The 17,036-nt window shown below is 75.1% G+C and carries 12 protein-coding genes; 4 read left to right on the top strand and 8 right to left on the bottom strand.

The genetic code is table 11. The annotated features are described in order from the left end of the window. Window positions 1-231 precede the first annotated feature (231 nt). The 3 genes from EES43_RS09520 (at window position 232) to EES43_RS09510 (ending at window position 6,157) form a co-directional block, all read left to right on the top strand. Window positions 232-3,984: an ABC transporter ATP-binding protein gene (locus tag EES43_RS09520; protein WP_124268334.1), complete on the top strand. Its 3,753-nt coding sequence runs from the start codon at window positions 232-234 to the stop codon at window positions 3,982-3,984. A 213-nt stretch (window positions 3,985-4,197) separates the two neighbouring features. Then, window positions 4,198-4,557 carry a hypothetical protein gene (locus tag EES43_RS09515; protein ID WP_241192358.1) on the top strand — a complete coding sequence of 120 codons (360 nt, stop codon included), beginning with the start codon at window positions 4,198-4,200 and terminating at the stop codon, window positions 4,555-4,557. Between the two features lie 115 nt (window positions 4,558-4,672). After that, entirely contained in the window at window positions 4,673-6,157 is a 1,485-nt protein-coding gene (locus tag EES43_RS09510; RefSeq protein WP_124268333.1) for a S28 family serine protease, read from the top strand. A gap of 52 nt (window positions 6,158-6,209) precedes the next feature. On the opposite strand, the gene EES43_RS09505 is transcribed toward EES43_RS09510, so the two are convergent. The 8 genes from EES43_RS09505 to EES43_RS09470 all read right to left on the bottom strand — a co-directional run bounded on the left by EES43_RS09505 (window position 6,210) and on the right by EES43_RS09470 (window position 16,355). Further along, window positions 6,210-8,039: a glycoside hydrolase family 3 protein gene (locus EES43_RS09505; protein WP_124268332.1), complete on the bottom strand. Its 1,830-nt coding sequence runs from the start codon at window positions 8,037-8,039 to the stop codon at window positions 6,210-6,212. Between the two features lie 267 nt (window positions 8,040-8,306). Beyond that, entirely contained in the window at window positions 8,307-9,095 is a 789-nt protein-coding gene (locus EES43_RS09500; protein ID WP_124268331.1) for a sugar phosphate isomerase/epimerase family protein, read from the bottom strand. Between the two features lie 210 nt (window positions 9,096-9,305). Next, window positions 9,306-9,941, bottom strand: coding sequence for a GAF domain-containing protein (locus EES43_RS09495; protein WP_124268330.1), 636 nt, complete (start codon window positions 9,939-9,941; stop codon window positions 9,306-9,308). Further along, window positions 9,925-10,815 carry a S8 family peptidase gene (locus tag EES43_RS09490; protein ID WP_124268329.1) on the bottom strand — a complete coding sequence of 297 codons (891 nt, stop codon included), beginning with the start codon at window positions 10,813-10,815 and terminating at the stop codon, window positions 9,925-9,927. Before EES43_RS09490 ends, EES43_RS09495 begins: the two co-directional genes overlap by 17 nt. A 3-nt stretch (window positions 10,816-10,818) precedes the next feature. Next, window positions 10,819-14,058: an adenylate/guanylate cyclase domain-containing protein gene (locus tag EES43_RS09485; protein ID WP_124268328.1), complete on the bottom strand. Its 3,240-nt coding sequence runs from the start codon at window positions 14,056-14,058 to the stop codon at window positions 10,819-10,821. Window positions 14,059-14,227: 169 nt separating this feature from the next. Next, the gene (locus EES43_RS09480; protein WP_124268327.1) at window positions 14,228-14,449 is read right to left on the bottom strand and encodes an aroma-sacti cluster domain-containing protein; all 222 of its coding nucleotides are present in this window, start codon (window positions 14,447-14,449) and stop codon (window positions 14,228-14,230) included. Continuing rightward, entirely contained in the window at window positions 14,446-15,201 is a 756-nt protein-coding gene (locus EES43_RS09475) for an iron-containing redox enzyme family protein (RefSeq protein WP_124268326.1), read from the bottom strand. The genes EES43_RS09480 and EES43_RS09475 overlap by 4 nt, the downstream gene beginning before the upstream one ends. Next, a complete protein-coding gene (locus EES43_RS09470; RefSeq protein WP_124268325.1) occupies window positions 15,198-16,355 on the bottom strand; it encodes a radical SAM protein in 1,158 nt (385 codons plus the stop codon). The genes EES43_RS09475 and EES43_RS09470 overlap by 4 nt, the downstream gene beginning before the upstream one ends. 335 nt (window positions 16,356-16,690) lie before the next feature. On the opposite strand from EES43_RS09470, the gene EES43_RS30570 reads away from it, so the two are divergent. Then, window positions 16,691-16,846: a hypothetical protein gene (locus EES43_RS30570; RefSeq protein ID WP_164493145.1), complete on the top strand. Its 156-nt coding sequence runs from the start codon at window positions 16,691-16,693 to the stop codon at window positions 16,844-16,846. The last annotated feature ends 190 nt before the right edge of the window (window positions 16,847-17,036 follow it).

The following is a 17,036-nucleotide window of genomic DNA, read 5'->3' as shown; positions in this document are numbered from 1 at the left end:
GAGAGCACGACCGCTCCCGGGGCCCCGCCTGTCAGGGGCTCCCCTCCCGCGGTCGCCCGCCGCGCCGGGCTCCGGACCGAGGACCTTCGGCCGAACCGGCCTGCGACCATCGACCGCGTTTGCGCCAGCGAGTGTTGCGGCGGGATGAAATCCGCGATCCGCGGCGTTGGTGCCTCCGGTAGACCAGGGGTACAGGTGGACAGGCCGCATCGGGCCGGACGGGAGGCACGCGTGACGGGCGCAGAGCAACAGGGGTGGGGCCGGCGGCTGACCGGGTACGCCTGGCGGTACCGGCGCAACGTCCTGCTCGCGCTCGGCTCCTCGCTCGCCGGCATGGGCGTCATGGCGCTGGTCCCGCTCATCACCAAGGTGATCATCGACGACGTGGTCACCGACCACACCCGCTCCCTCACCGTCTGGACGGGGCTGCTCGTCGCCTCGGCCGTCCTCGTCTACATCGCCACGTACATCCGCCGGTACTACGGCGGCCGGCTCGCGCTCGACGTCCAGCACGATCTGCGTACCGACATGTACGCCACGATCGTGCGGCTCGACGGCAGGCGGCAGGACGAGCTGTCCACCGGGCAGGTCGTCGGACGCGCCACCAGCGACCTCCAGCTGATCCAGGGACTCCTGTTCATGCTCCCGATGACCATCGGGAACGTCCTGCTCTTCCTCATCTCCCTGGTGATCATGGCGTGGCTGTCCCTGCCGCTGACGCTGGTCGCCCTCGCCGTCGCCCCCGCGCTCTGGTTCATCGCCCGCCGCTCCCGCACCCGCCTCTTCCCCGCCACCTGGTACGCCCAGAGCCAGGCCGCCGCCGTCGCCGGAGTCGTCGACGGGGCCGTCTCCGGCGTCCGGGTCGTCAAGGGCTTCGGCCAGGAGGACCAGGAGACCGGCAAGCTCCGCGAGGTCGGACGCCGGCTGTTCGCCGGGCGGCTGCGCACCATCCGGCTGAACTCCCGCTACACCCCGGCCCTCCAGGTGGTGCCCGCGCTCGGCCAGGTCGCCATGCTCGCCCTCGGCGGCTGGCTGGCCACCCGGGGAGAGATCACCCTCGGCACGTTCGTCGCCTTCTCCGCCTACCTCGCCCAGCTCGTCGGCCCGGTCCGGATGCTCGCCATGGTCCTCACCGTCGGCCAGCAGGCCCGCGCCGGCGTGGAGCGGGTCCTGGAGCTGATCGACACCGAGCCGTCCCTCCAGGACGGGACGCGGGAACTGCCCGCCGACGCCCCGGCCGGCATCGAGTTCGACGACGTCCGCTTCGGCTACGACGAGGACCGCCCGGTCCTGGACGGCTTCTCGCTCACCGTCGAACCCGGCGAGACCGTCGCCGTCGTCGGCGCGTCCGGCAGCGGCAAGTCCACCGTCTCCCTCCTGCTGCCCCGCTTCTACGACGTGTCGCACGGCGCCGTGCTGATCGGCGGCCACGACGTCCGCGAGCTGACCCAGGCGTCGCTGCGCTCGGCCATCGGGCTGGTGCCCGAAGAAAGCTTCCTGTTCTCCGACACCGTCCGCGCCAACATCGCCTACGGCGTCCCCGACGCCACCCAGGAGCAGATCGAGCAGGCCGCCCGCGCCGCCCGGGCCGACCGGTTCATCGCCGAACTGCCGCAGGGCTACGACACCACCGTCGGCGAACACGGGCTCACCCTCTCCGGCGGCCAGCGTCAGCGCGTCGCGCTCGCCCGCGCCATCCTCACCGACCCGCGGCTGCTCCTCCTCGACGACGCGACCTCCGCCGTCGACGCCCGCGTCGAGCACGAGATCCACGAAGCGCTGAAACAGGTGATGGCGGGCCGCACCACCCTGCTGATCGCCCACCGCCGCTCCACCCTCCAGCTCGCCGACCGCATAGCCGTCCTGGACGGCGGCCGGCTCGCCGCCCTCGGCACCCACGAGGAGCTGGAGCGCACCTCGCCGCTCTACCGCCGCCTGCTCACCGACCCCGACGAGCTGGGCGGCACGTCCCCCGGACACCGTCCGCTCGCCGCCGAACCGGACCCCGAGAGCGAACTCGCGCTCCAGCAGGAGCTGGACGCCGAGTTCGACGCCGAACGCGGCATCACCCCCGAGCTGTGGATCCGCGAGGAGGAGGAGCGCGACGCCGCGCTCGCCGGGATGCCGGCCACGCCCGAACTGCTCGCCCAGGTCGAGGCCCTGCCGCCCGCCACCGACGTGCCGGACGTCGACGAGGCGAGCGCCGTGCGGGCGGAGGACTCCTACGGGCTGCGCCGCCTGCTGCGCGGCTTCGGCGCGGCCCTGCTGGTCAGCCTCGGGCTCGTCGCGGTCGACGCGGGCATGGGCCTGCTGCTGCCGGTGCTGATCCGGCACGGCATCGACCAGGGCGTCACGCAGGTGTCGATCGGGGCGGTGTGGGCGGCCTCCGCCGTCGGCCTGGTCGTGGTGCTCGTCCAGTGGGCCGCCCAGATCGGCGAGACCCGGATGACCGGCCGGACCGGCGAACGGGTGCTCTACGCGCTCCGCCTGAAGATCTTCGCCCAGCTCCAGCGGCTCGGCCTCGACTACTACGAGCGCGAGCTGACCGGCCGGATCATGACCCGGATGACGACGGACGTGGACGCGCTGTCCACCTTCCTCCAGACCGGCCTGGTCACCGCCTTCGTCTCCGTGGTCACCTTCTTCGGCATCATGGTCGCCCTGCTCGTCATCGACGTGCAGCTCGCCCTGGTCGTCTTCGCCACGCTGCCCGCGCTGGTCATCGCCACCGTCTACTTCCGCCGCGGCAGCGTCAAGGCGTACGAACTGGCCCGCGAGCGCATCAGCGGCGTCAACGCCGACCTCCAGGAGTCCGTCTCCGGCCTCCGGATCGTCCAGGCGTTCGGCCGGGAGCGGGCCGGGTCCGAGCGCTTCGCCGCGCGCAGCGACCACTACCGCCAGGCCCGGGTACGCGGCCAGTGGCTGATCTCGATCTACTTCCCGTTCGTGCAGCTGCTGTCGTCCGTGGCCGCCGCCGCGGTCATCATCGTCGGCGCGGGCCGGGTCGACAGCGGCACGCTGACCACCGGCGCGCTGGTCGCCTACCTCCTCTACATCGACCTGTTCTTCGCCCCGGTGCAGCAGCTCTCCCAGGTCTTCGACGGCTACCAGCAGGCCACCGTCTCGCTCGGCCGCATCCAGGAGCTGCTGCGCGAGCCGACGTCGACGGCCGACCCGGACGAACCGCTGGACGTGCTGTCGCTGCGCGGCGAGATCGCGTTCGAGGGCGTCTCGTTCGCGTACGGTTCCGAGGACTCCGGCGAGGAGGCCCTGACCGGCGTCGACCTCGTCGTCCCGGCCGGCCAGACGGTCGCGTTCGTCGGTGAGACGGGGGCGGGCAAGTCGACCCTGGTCAAACTCGTCGCCCGGTTCTACGACCCCACCGAGGGCCGGGTCACCGCCGACGGCACCGACCTGCGCAGGCTCGACATGACCGCCTACCGCCGCCGCCTCGGGGTCGTCCCGCAGGAGGCGTACCTCTTCGCCGGCACGGTCCGCGACGCCATCGCCTACGGGCTGCCCGAGGCCACCGACGCCCGGGTGGAGGCCGCGGCGAGGGCGGTCGGCGCGCACGACATGATCGCCACGCTGGACGGCGGCTACCTGCACGAGGTCGCCGAACGCGGACGCAACCTCTCCGCCGGGCAGCGCCAGCTGATCGCGCTCGCCCGCGCCGAACTCGTCGATCCGGACATCCTGCTCCTGGACGAGGCCACCGCCTCCCTGGACCTCGCCAGCGAGGCCCAGGTCAACCAGGCCACCGACCGGCTCACCGGCCGCCGCACCACGCTGGTCGTCGCGCACCGGCTGACCACCGCGGCGCGCGCCGACCGGGTCGTGGTGATGGACCACGGGCGCGTCGTCGAGGACGGCACCCACGACGAACTGCTGGCCCTGGAGGGGCAGTACGCCCGGCTGTGGCGCACGTTCATCGGCGAGGGCATAGGCGAGGGCATAGGCGAGGACGAGCCGGCGGGCGTCTGAGCCCCCGGAGGAGCGTCGCCCGCCCGCCGCCCCCGGCACCGGTCCCGCGCAACCTCGCGGGCCTCCGCCGCGTCGTTACCGGCAACGCACGGTGCGGACGGGTGTCAGGTGGGGGCGACGGTGTTCGAGAGGTCGAGGGAACCGCGGCGGCGCGCACGGCCGGCCGCCGCGGCGGCGGACGGCCGCCCCGTACCGGTGCGCACGCTCCTCCTGGTGCGCCCCCTCGTGCTGTTGCTGCTCGCCGGGGTGCTGCCGCTGCTCGGCGCCCCGGCCGCGTCCGGGGTCGCCTCCGCCTGCACGGGCCGTCCGGCCAGGACCGTGGGGTTCGCCACCGGGGAGCTGCGCGTCTACAAGAGCCGCGCCCTCGTCTGCGCGGTCACCGTCGCCAAGAAGCCCGGCAAACGGCGCGCGATGAGCGTCACCCTCCAGCCGCGCGGCGGTCGCGCGGTCGGCGACAGCGGCCGGTACAAGACCATGGCGGGGCCCGTGACGGTCAACGCGGTCAACCGCTGCGTCCGGGCCACCGGGGCCGTCGCGGGAAAATCGGCGTCCACCGGCTGGATTCTGTGCTGATTCCTCCCGTGGCACGGACGGCTCCGGGAACAGGACACGGACAACCGGGTCTGGCGTGGCGTGTGTTGCCCCCGCTAAGTTCACCGCGACTGTTGTGATCGAATGGGGAGGGTGCATGCGCAAGTCGCTCACAGGGGTTCTGTCGCTGGCGATGCTCATAGGCACGGTGGCCGCGACGGGCGCCTCGGCCGGTGCGGCCACCGCCGCGGAACCGACCGCCCAGCGGGGCGGCGCCGCCGCCTCGGGAGGCGAGGCGAACACCGAGGACATCAAGGACCGGATCCTGGCGATCCCGGGAATGAGCCTGATCGAGGAGAAGCCGTACCCCGGGTACCGCTACTTCGTCCTCGACTACACGCAGCCGGTCGACCACCGGCGCCCGTCCAAGGGAACGTTCAAGCAGCGCGTCACCCTGCTGCACAAGGACACCTCCCGGCCGACGGTGTTCTTCACCAGCGGCTACAACGTCTCCACCAACCCCAGCCGCAGCGAGCCCACGCAGATCGTCGACGGCAACCAGGTCTCCCTGGAGTACCGGTTCTTCACGCCGTCCCGCCCGGCCCCGGCCGACTGGTCCAAGCTGGACATCTGGCAGGCCGCCAGCGACCAGCACCGGGTCTTCACGGCGCTCAAGAGGATCTACGCGAAGAAGTGGCTCGCCACCGGCGGCTCCAAGGGCGGCATGACCGCCACGTACTTCGAGCGGTTCTACCCGAAGGACATGGACGGCGTCGTCGCCTACGTGGCCCCCAACGACGTGGTGAACAACGAGGATTCGGCGTACGACCGGTTCTTCGCGTCGGTCGGCACCAAGGACTGCCGCGACCGGCTGTCCGGGGTGCAGCGCGAGGCGCTGATCCGCCGGGCCCCGCTGGAGGAGAAGTACCAGGAGTACGCCGCCGCCAACGGCTACACCTTCAACACGGTCGGGTCCCTCGACCGCGCCTACGAGGCGACCGTCATGGACTACGTCTGGGCGTTCTGGCAGTACAGCCTCGTCGCCGACTGCGCCGCGCTGCCGGCCGACGCCAAGAACGCCTCCGACCAGGAGATCTGGGACTCCGTCGACGGCATCTCCGGCTTCTCCGCCTACGCCGACCAGGGCCTGGAGACGTACACGCCGTACTACTACCAGGCGGGCACCCAGCTCGGATCGCCCGACATCAAGCAGCCCTGGCTCGGCAAGCTGAGCCGCTACGGCTACCAGCCGCCGCGCAACTTCGTGCCCCGCTCCATCCCCATGACCTTCCAGCCGTGGGCCATGCGCGACGTGGACAACTGGGTCAAGCGCAACGCACGGCAGATGATGTACGTGTACGGGGAGAACGACCCGTGGGGCGCGGAGCCCTTCCGCCTCGGACGCGGCGCCCGGGACAGCCACACCTACACCGTGCCCGGCGGCAACCACGGGGCCCGGGTCTCCGGTCTCGTCGCCGACGAGAAGGCGAAGGCCACCGCCGCGATCCTGCGCTGGGCGGGCGTCACCCCGGCGGCCGTCGAGGCGGACCCGGCGAAGGCGAAGCCGCTCGCGAAGTTCGACACGAAGCTCGACCTGCGCAACGGCGAGATCGAGCGCGGCGAGGGCATGCTGCGCCCGTGACCGCCCCCGCCGTCCCGCGACCCCGACCGGGCCGCGGGACGGCGGACATCGGCTAGTACGACAGCCCGTGCCCCACCGGGTACAGGACCCGCGTCGGGTCGTCCGCCCGCTGGACGGGGACCGGGAGCGTGCCGGCCGGTTCCGCGCGGCCCGCGATCACCCGTGCCGCCGCCCGCAGTTCGACGTCGGTCCAGGAGTAGGCGGCCAGGCTCGCCGCCACGCCGCGCCCGGTGAGGTGGGCGACGTCGTACGGGTTGCGGACGGCGAGGGTGATGACCGGGACGCCGGTCGCCACGAGGGCGTCGACGAGGGTCCGCTGCGCACTGCCCGCCGTCACGTTGTACGTCGCCACGACCACCGCGTCCTTGCCCCGGGCGGCGGCGACCGCCTCGGCTCTCTTCGCCTGGTTCGGGGCCGTGCCGGTGGACAACGAACTTGCCGAGAAGCCCAGTTCGCCGAAGGCGTCGGCCAGCGTGGTGGTCGGCGGGCCCGTCGTGCCGGACGGGGAGACCGGATCGGCGCCCACCACCAGCAGCTCGCGGTGCAGCCGGCGCGAGAGCGGCAGCAGCGCTCCCGGGTCGGCGAGCAGCGTCGTCGTCCGCTCGGCGATCGCGTCGGCGGCGGCGCGGTGGGCCCGGGAGCCGACCGTGCGGTCCACCTCGCGCAGGCTGACGTAGGGCTGCCGGAACAGCCCCAGTCTCGCCTTGAGCCGCAGGATGCGCAGGACCGATTCCTCGATCCGGGCCTCGCTGACCTCGCCGCCGCGCACCGCCGTGAGCACGGCGTTCCACGCGACGGAGAGGTTCGGCGGGTTCAGCAGCTGGTCCACGCCGGCCAGCAGCGCCAGTACCGGGACGCGGGCGTCGCCGTACTTGGTGCGGACGCCCTGCATGCCGAGCGAGTCCGTGACCACCACTCCGTCGTAGCCCAGCTCCTCGCGGAGGATGCCGGTGAGGATCGGGCGGGAGAGGGTGGCCGGGTCCTCGGCCGGGTCGAGCGCCGGGACCACGATGTGCGCGGTCATGATCGAGTCGACGCCCGCGCCGATCACCGCCCGGAACGGCGGCGCGTCCAGCTCCTCCCACTGCTCCCGGGTGTGGCCGATGACCGGCAGGCCGGTGTGGCTGTCGGTGTTCGTGTCGCCGTGCCCGGGGAAGTGCTTGGCGGTGGCGGCGACTCCCGCGCCCTGGTAGCCGCGCACCTGCGCGACGGTCATCGCGGCGACCGCGTCGGGGTCGGAGCCGAAGGAGCGCACCCCGATGACCGGGTTGGCCGGATTGACGTTCACGTCGGCGTCGGGCGCGTAGTTCTGGTTGATGCCGAGCGCGGCCAGTTCGAGGCCCGCGATCCGGGCCGCCCGGCGGGCGTCCGAGCGCGAGCCGCCCGCGCCGAGGGCCATCGCGCCCGGCAGCAGCGTGGCCGGTTCGCCGACCCGGCACACGATGCCGTGCTCCTGGTCGGTGGAGACGAGCAGCGGCACACCCGGCCGCCCGGCGAGCGAGGCGCGCTGGAGGCCGTTGGAGAGGGTCGCGATCTGGCGCGGATCACGGGTGTTGTGGGCCCAGGTGAAGTAGATGATGCCGCCGACGTGGTACGTGGAGATCAGCTCGGCGGCCGTGCGGACCCCGATCTCGGCGAGGTTGGCGTCGATGTCGGCCTGGTCGGGTTCGGTGGCGGAGTGCCCGTACACCCGCATCACGAAGAGCTGGCCGACCTTCTCCTCCAGACTCATCCCGGAGATGATCCGCTTCAGCCGGCGGTCCGAGGAGGCGTCCGCGGGCCGGTGCGCCGCGGCGCCGGGGACGGCGGCGGCGGTGGCCGCCGCGGTGGCGGCGACGGCGGTCGTGGCGAGAAAGGTGCGTCTTGAGGTGCGGTGGTGCACGTGAGCTCCTTCCGGGGGGTGAAAGAAACTTCCAAGAAGGTACGGATATAGGGAAAGTAACTTCCGGTCAAGGGTGCCTCCCGCGACGGGAGCGACACGCGCGCGAAGGAGTGGACCCGCCGCCCGACCCGCTGCCCGAGCCGGCGGCAGCCCACCCCGCCCCGTCCGTCGCCCCGTTCACCCTGCTCGTCCCGGCGCGCACCGGCGGCGGCCACGACCGCCGCCCGGCGCGGTCCTACCGCCCGGCGCGGCCCCGCCGCCGCCCGCTCACTGCTTGGGCGCTCCGAGTCGCAGCAGGTGCTCGCGGCCCGCGCCCAGCAGCTCCGGCAGCCCGGCCGCCCCGGGGTGCCAGCGCTTCTCGTACTCCCAGCACACCCACGCGTCCTGGTCCAGCCCGTCCAGGCACTCCGCCAGCGGCAGCACCCCGGCCCCGAGCGCCAGCGGCGTCAGGTCGTCCGCCGACGCGACGTCCTTGACCTGGACGTATCCCAGGTGCGGGGCGAGCACGGCGTGGCTGGCGGCCGGTTCCTCACCGGCGAGCCAGGTGTGCAGCACATCCCAGATGGCCCCGATCCGCGGATGCCCGACCGTGCCGACGATCCGGGCCACGTCCGCGCCCGCGCGGTGCGAGTCGTGCGTCTCCAGCAGAATCCGCACCCCCAGGTCGGCGGCGGCCGGAGCCGCCGCGCCCAGCCGCCGGGCGGCCGTCGCGTCGGCCGCCGCCGGATCCTGGCCGTCACCGCCGGGGAAGACGCGGACATACGGCGCGCCCAGGTCCCGGGCGAGCGCCACCAGCTCCGCCAGCTCGGCCAGCACCGGTTCGTCGTCACCCTCCGCGGCCACCCGCACATAGCCCGCCAGCGCCAGGATCCGCACCCCGCCCGCCGCGAACAGCCCGGCCACCTCGGCCCGTTCGGCCGGAGACAGGCCCAGGTGCACCGGCTCCTCGGGGTGGACGCGCAGCTCCACACCCTGGTAGCCGTTCCCGGCGGCGAGCCGGACGACCTCGGAGACCGGCGTCCCCGGCACTCCGAGGGTCGAGAAAGCGAGCTTCATCGTGCATGTCCTTCCCTTGGGGCCGACGCCTCGGGGCCGACGCGCCGTGCCCCGAGCGCTCGTGCCCAGGCGTTCCCGTGCGGGAGCCCGGCCCGGCGCTCACCCCTCGCTCCGGCCCGGCGTTCCCACCCGCTCCTGCCCGGCGGAACCGCCGCTACTCCCACCCCCACCCGGCCGCCGCGCCCGCCCCGACCAGCGGCGGTGCGCTCCTCAGCCGACGCCCCGCAGCAGCCGCTCCAGGCTGCCGAGCAGCCGCAGCGCGTCCTCGCGCCGCGCCCCCTCCAGCACACCGCCGGCGAACACCGCGTCCGGCGCGGGTTCCGGCGACCGCTCGGGGGTGATCACCCGCAGGGCGGCGGCGGCCTGCCGGGCGAACATCGCGAGCAGGTCCAGCTCGCGCAGGTCCGACCGCGCCTGCGGAGAGGGGTCCAGCACCTCCAGGACGCCGAGGACCCGCCCGTCGCTGATCAGCGGGGCCGCCATCAGGGCGTTCGGCACGTACGCGGTCGACTCCGCCAGCGAGCGGTCGAAGGAGGGGTCGGCGGTCAGGTCGTCCACCACCATCGGCTCGCCCGAGGTCGCCACCCACCCGGCGATGCCCCGCCCGGCCGGGAACCGGCGGCCCACCAGGAACTCCTCGCCCTGCCCGGAGACCGCCTGGAAGACCAGCTCGTCCGCCTCCTCGTCGAGCAGGAAGACCGAACTGGCCGCCGCCCCGAAGATGGCGCGCGCCACGTCCACGACCGACTGGAGCAGTTCGCTGCGCGGGGCGTCGGCGGCGTCGGAGGCGACGGAACCGGCGGGGGAGAGGGCGGGCGCGGAGGCGGAATCAGTTCTCTGGGTCATCACGGAAATCTCCTGCCGCTGTGGAAGGGCGCGGCGCGTGGCGCACGTTGGCCGCGGACAGATAGAGGGCGTTCTTGAGCTGGAAGGCCGTCATCCGCGGATGGGCGGACAGGACGCGGGCGCACAGCCCGGCGACGTACGGCGTGGCGAAGCTGTTCCCGGTCGTGCGGATCGTCCGGCCGCCCAGCCACGGCACGCTCACGTTCTGGCCCGGCCCGAAGAACTCCACCGGGGGCCGCGGGTTGTACAGGTGCAGCTCCGGGTCGTCCTCCTGGTGGCTGCCGACGGAGATCACCGAGGCGAACCGCCACGGGAAGCTCTCCACCGGGGTGTTGTGGGCCGAGGCGACGATCACCGTACGGGCGAAGTAGGCGCTGTCGGCCAGGTTGTGCAGCTCCTGCGCGAACCGGGTGCGGGTCGTCGACAGGCTCAGGTTCACCACGTCGAAACGCTGCTCCACCGCCCAGCGCAGCCCGGCCATCAGGATGTCGCCGGTGCCGGAGAACCGCTCGCCGAGCACCCGGACGCTGTGGATCTCGCAGTCCGGGGCGGTCCGGCGGACGATGCCCGCGCACGCGGTGCCGTGGCCGCAGCTGTCCCCGGTGGTCGTCGGCTCGACCGTGATCCGCCCGCTCTCCGCGTCCTTGACCACCACCCACGAACCGGCGAGCGGGCCGATCAGCGGATGGTCCCGCTCCACGCCCGAATCCACCACGCAGACGCGGACGCCCCGCCCCGTGGCCGGCTCGGCGGGCCGCCCGCCGGGCGGCCCGGCGTCCGCCAGCACGGGTACGTCCTGCGGGCCGCGCCCGCGCAGGCTCCAGGTCAGGCCCTGCCCCGGCGCGGTACGCGTTCCCGATTCCGTGGCGCTCATCGGTCAGCTCCTCTCCCTCGTCGTCGTGGTCATCGCCCCGGGCGTACGCGCGAGGAGACCGGCGGCCCCGCGGCTCCCGGGCAGATGCCCCTTGCCCGCGAAATGCGCCTTGGCCGCCCGCGCGCACGCGGCGGCCTCCGCCGGGCGGCCCAGGGCGGCGAGCGTGTGCGCCCGGTCCAGCTCGGCCGTGGCCTGCACCAGCGGCGAATCGGTGAGCAGGGAGGCCCGCACGGCCCGTTCCGCGTGGTCCGCCGCCTCGTCAGGACGCTCCGGCGCCGCCAGCCGGGCCCGCAGCCCCGCCAGGTCGACCGCGTCCGCCCGGCTCAGTCCCGGCGCGTCGCCGACGGCCGCCAAGCGCGCGCCCGCCCGGTCCGCCCGGCCCTCGTCCAGCTCCAGCCGGGCCGCGTCCAGCGCCACCGCCGTCCGCATCCCGGTCGCCCCCGTGCGCCGGGCCGCCGCGTCCGCCCGGTCCAGCAGCGCCAGGGCGGCGGTGCTCCGGCCGAGCAGCGCCTCCACCGCCGCCCGGAACACCGGAAGGAAGACCTCCGCCTCGGCGAACCCCAGCTTCCCGGCCAGCCGATCCGCCTCGGCCAGGCAGTCGTACGCCTCGTCCGGCCGGTCCTGAAGCGCGTGCAGCACCGCCAGCGGGCAGTTGAGGGTCACCCGGACGGTGGGCCGCCCCGGGCCGTGCGCCGCCAGCAGCGTCCGGCAGCGGACCACCGCTCCGGCCGCCGGAACGGGCCCGCGCCACAGCGAGATGCCGATCGCGCCCAGCGCCGCGGCCCGTTCGGGCTCCGCGCCGGCCAGGACCGCCTGCTCCAGGGCCCGCGCCTGGTCCCGCTCCGCCTCCTCGTGCCGCCCGGACCGCTGGAGCTGCTGGGCCAGCCGCAGATGGGCACGGGCCCGGCCCGTCGAATCCCCGGCCGCCTCGAACACCGGCAGCACGGCACGGGCGGTGGCGGCGGGACCCGGCCCCGGGCCGCCCGGACCCAGCACCGCGAGCGCCAGCCGTGCGTGCGCCGCCTCCACCGGCGCGGCCTCCGCGTCCCGCACCCGGCGCAGCAGCGCGGCTCCCTCCTCCGTGCGGCCCAGGGCCACCCGCACCTCGCCGAGCCGCCGGGTCGCCGCCGCGTCGTCGGCGCACAGGTCCACCGCCCGCTCCAACAGGCCGTGGGCCCAGTGCAGGTCGGACCGGGCGGCGGCCTGCGCCCCGGCCCGGCCCAGCGCGGCGGCGGCCCGGTCGCGCAGCCGCCCGGCCCGGTCGTCCAGCAGCCCCAGCTCGGCCCGGTAGCGGTAGGCCCGCTCCAGATGGCCGCCCACCGCGCCGTCCCCGCTCCGCAGCACGCTGGGCAGTTCCGCCGCCCAGGCGTGCGCCTCCGCCTTGGCGCGCTTGGACAGCGAGGCGTACGCGACCTCGTGCACGAGCCCGCTGCTGAACCGGTACGCATCCTCCTCCCGGCCCCCCGGCGGCCCCGCCTCCACCAGCCGCCGGCGGCCCAGCGCCGCCAGCGTCTCGTCCACGCGCCGCCGCCGCTCACCGTCGCCGCCGCCCGCGAGCGGCCCGGCGCCGGAGCCCTCCGAGGTCTGTACGGACTGCTCCAGGCGGACCAGTTCCGGCGCGGTGAACTCCCGGCCGATCACGGCGGCCAGGTCCACCACCGCGCGCTCCCCCCGCGCCAGGCCCCCGATCCGGGCGCCCAGCAGGGCCTGGAGCGTGGGCGGCAGATCCTCCTGCGCGCCCGGAGCGGCGGAGGCCGCCGCGTCCTCCCGGTCGCCGACCAGCAGTTGCTCCAGGTAGAGCGGGTTGCCCCCGGCCCGCGCCAGCAGCCGCTCGACGACCCGCGCGGGCCCGCCGTCCGGGCCGGTCAGCCCGGCGGCGAGCCGCACCGCCTCCTCCTGCGGCAGCCCGGTGAGCTGGAGGCGGGCCGCACCGCCGCGGTGCTCGTCGCCCGCGCCCGGTCCGTCGGGCCGCCCGGCGCAGACCACCAGCAGCCCGGCGCAGCCCGTGCCGTCCGTCAGCCGGTTCACCGTGCGGACCAGCAGCGGGGCCGCCGCGTGCCAGTCGTCCAGGACCAGGACCACCGGGCGGAGACGGGCCGCCCGCTCCAGGACCACCGCCAGCGCGGCGCACATGTCCTCGAAGGGCGCGTTCGGCGTACCGTCGCGCAGCAGGCCCCCGGAGAGCAGGGCCATCGCGTCGTCCACCGCCAGCCCGCCCGCCTCCTCCCCGTGCGAGGGGCCGTGCGAGGGGCCGTGCGACGGGCCCTCCTGCGACGGGGCCTCCGGGGGCGCGAGCGCGGGAAGGGCCCGTACGGCGTCGGCCAGCGGCGCGAGGGTGCCCTGGTCCCCGTAACTGCGGCAGCGCCCGGCCCCGTAGGAGAGCCCGCCGGTCGCGGACCGCCGCGCCAGCCACTCCCGTACCAGCCGGGTCTTGCCGATGCCCGCCTCCCCGGTGACCCGCAGCAGCCCCGCGCCCGTGCCGCGCACCGCGCTCTCCAGGGCCGCGTCCAGGGCGAGCCCTTCCTCCCGGCGGCCGACGAACGGCACGTCGAAGCGGCGCAGCAGCTCGGGGTCGTCCGCGCCGAGCGCGAGCAGCCGGTGGGCCACCACGCTGTCGCGCTTGCCCTTCAGCCGCAGCGGTCCGGCGGACTCGGCGCTGACCGTCGGACCGGCGGCGAGCAGCGTCTGCGGGCCGATCAGGATCTCGCCGGGGCCCGCGTTCTGCTCCAGCCGGGCGGCGATGTTCACGGTCTCCCCGGACACCAGGGCCTGCCGGGCGGTCGTCTGCGAACCCGCCACCACCTGACCGGTGTTGACGCCCATCCGGGCGGCCAGCTCGATCCCGAGCGTCGCGCGCAGCTCCTCGTTCAGCCGGGCCAGCGCGCGGCGCATCCCGAGCGCCGCCGCCAGCGCCCGGCGGGCGTCGTCCTCGCGGACCACCGGCACGCCGAACACCGCCATCACCGCGTCCCCGATGAACTTCTCCGGGGTGCCGCCCCGCGCCACGATCTCCGCGCTCATGGCGTCGAAGTACCGCAGGGTGACCGTGCGCAGCGTCTCCGGGTCCAGTACGCCGGACAGCGCCGTGGAGCCGACGAGATCGCAGAACAGCACGGTCACCGGCTTGCGTTGGTCCCCGGCGGCCGTGGCCGGAGCCGGGGCGGCGGGGGCGCACGGCGTCCCGCAGGACGGACAGAACCGGGCCGTCGGCGGCAGGTCCTGCTGGCACGAGGGGCAGTTCATGGCGGGTCCTTCTCTCCCGGGAGCCGTGCGGTCGGGTGGTCGGGCGGGCCCGGCGCACGGCCGGGCAGGCCGCGGCCGGGGGCCCCGGGCGCGAGGGCGGCGGCCGGTCCGCCGTCCCGGGCAGGGGGCCGGTCCCGGCCCGCATCCGCCGGGACCGGCCCCCTACCGGTCAGAACAGCGCGCCGCCGGCGATCTCGCCGTGGGCCTGGACCTCCGGCCCCACGGCGTCCAGCCGGTTCTTGACGTCCAGCAGCAGGGCCAGTTCCTCCGGGGTCAGAGCGCTCAGCACCTCGCGCTGCTCGTCGGTGAGCAGGTCCACGGGAAAACCCGCCTCGCGCAACTCATCGGTCAGCGGCGGATGTTGACTGTTCTTCTCTGGCGGTCCGGTCATGGTGCGACTCCCATCGGTGGGACGAGTCCGGCCCCCCGCGGCGGCGGCGCCGGTGCGGAGCGCCCGAGCCGGACGAACAGCCGGGTGAGCGCGTCGAGGGAGTGCAGTGCGCTGACGGCCACGGCCGCTTCCCGGTCCCGGGCCGGCGCGAGCTCGTCGAGCAGCGCGTACAGCGCGTCCAGATGCCCGGTATCGAGCACCGCGTGCTCCCGTACGGTCCGCAGCGCGGCGGCGGTCAGCCCGGTCAGCCGGGCGATGCGGTCGGTCAGGCCGGGGGCGGGCGCGTAGCCCTCCAGCACGGCGATGTACCCGAGGAGGGCCACCGGGTGGTGGTGCTCGATCCAGTAGTACTGGGACCCCACGAGCGAGGCGATCAGGGGCGACGGCATCGCGTCCAGGGCGTCGCGCGGATCGCCGCCCGCGGCCCGCAGGTCCTCCAGCAGCCAGGCGTCGTGCCCCTCCTCCTCCCGGATGTGCTCCTCCAGGTAGGCGGCGAGCGGGGCGGCCAGCGGGTCGCCCGAGGACGCCGAGAGCCGGGCGCGTTCGAGGGCCAGCTCCATCAGCGGAACGGAGGCCCGCACGATGGTGTGCATGACGCACAGATACGTCCGGTAGCGCGGCAACAACCCTTCGGAGCGCCACATATGGCTGGTCGCCTCCCGGAACTCCGGCTCCAGCAGCCGCAGTTTGACCCGCAACCGGGCGGACGCCCCCGTACCGCCGCCCTCCCGGCCGAGTCCCGCGGAGTTCATCGGACATCCCGGGGTGCGGTCCGGCCGCCGGTGCCCGGCCGCGCCGCGCCCGCGCCGACGAGCGGCGCGTACGCCGCGCACCCGTGGCGGCGGACGATGCCCTGCGCGCCGTCCCGCGCCTCGCGCACGGCGGCCGTCAGGTCCAGCAGCGCCCCGGCCGCCCCCGCCGCCACCGCGCGCGCCCCGGCCGCCACCGCCGCGTCGCCGCCCAGCGCCCGGCAGCCGTCGCAGTAGGAGCCCGCCGGGGGCGCGGAGCCGTACCGGGCCGCCAGATGCGCCGGGCCGACCGTACGGATCATGCGCAGCACCGGCGACTCCGTCGTGCGGCGGCGCACGGTCGCCCAGTCGTCCACGCCGATGTGGCCGAGGTCCAGATGGGCCGGGACGGGCCGCCGGTCGACGGTGTCCTGGTTGCAGCACGCGAGGACCGCCCCGTCGAAGGCGACCACCGGCCAGGCGGCCATCGAGCAGGGCGAGACGGCCCCGGCGTCGGGGGCGGTACGGGCCGGCCGGGCCCAGGCGGCGGCCCGGCCGAACGGCCGCACCTCGTTGACCAGGCACGGCACCCGGCCGCCGAACTCCCGCTCCACGGCCCGGGTGACATCGGCGAGATAGGGGTCCGACGCGCCGGTCCCGGTCAGGTGCAGGCTCACCGGCACGCCCTCCTCCTGGATGCGGTGCAGGGCGCGGAACACGTCGGCGCGCGGGACCTCGCGCTCGTGGTGCGCGTCCAGGCTCGCCGAGAAGTGGTCGACGCCCCGGATCGCGCGCAGGACGGCGGGCGGAATCGGAGGCGGGATCGAGGGCGGGACGACCGCGGCCCGGCCGCCCCGACGGTTCCCGGACCGGGCGAAGAACATGCCGCTGAGCAGCGCGGTGCGGGAACCGGCGCGGCGCGCCAGCGCGCTCAGCCGTTCGGCGAGCGCGGGCAGCAGCAGCGGTTCCCCGCCGGTCAGCAGCACGACGTCGGGCCGGTCCTCCTCGGTGAACGTGCCCACGAAGCGCACCAGGCGGTCCGCGTCCGGCTCCTCCCGCGTGGACGGGTCCGACCCGGTCGAGCAGTGCGCGCAGCGCAGCGGGCAGCGGCGGGTGAGGCCGATGAGCAGGCCGGCGGCCGGGTAGGGCCGCCGCGCGACGAGTTCGGCGAGTTCCATGCGGGCCGCCTCCTTCGGGGCCGGGGCGCGTCGGGCGCGTACCCAGGCTGCCGCGCGCCGGTTCGCGGACGGTCCACCGCCGCTTCGGCCCCGGTATGGGCCCAGGTCAGGGCGGCGGCACGGGGCTCTGCGGGGCCCGCCGGCCGTCGGCCCCGCAGCCTCGAACCGGCCTCAACTGGCGCGATACCGACGCCATACCGGGGCCGAAGCGATCGCCAGGCCGGGCTTCCTAACTTTCTCGGCAACGGCAGGCACGACCGGCCGGCCGCTCCGGCGGAACGCGGTGACACTCCGCGGACTCCGGGACCCGCAGTGACGAGTGGATGGAGACCACCATGTCCGAGAACACCAAGCCCGCCGCCGGCGACAACGACGAGACCCCCGAGGTCGAGGCGCACTCCGTGCTGGACCTCCAGGAGACGACCGCCGTCCGCGACCGCGACATCGACGGCAGCTGCGTCAGCACGATCAGCCTCGTCCTGGAGGGCTGACCGGGTTCCACCGGCCAGGGCGCCGCGGCGGGAGGAGACACGTCTCCCTCCCCCCGCTGCGCCGGCCGGGCGGACCGGCGGACCGGGCGGCCCCGTGGCACAGGGGCCGTCCCCCGTCGTGGTTCCGAGGCACGACGCCGCTGCCCGCAGCGGCACATGACCCTGACTCTCGCCCGACGACCTCCGGGAG

Source organism: Streptomyces sp. ADI96-02, from assembly GCF_003846185.1.
In the GTDB taxonomy this organism is placed as follows: Bacteria; Actinomycetota; Actinomycetes; order Streptomycetales; family Streptomycetaceae; genus Streptomyces.
The sequence above is the reverse complement of the archived record's forward strand: the minus strand, read 5'-3'. Positions and strand labels throughout refer to the sequence as shown.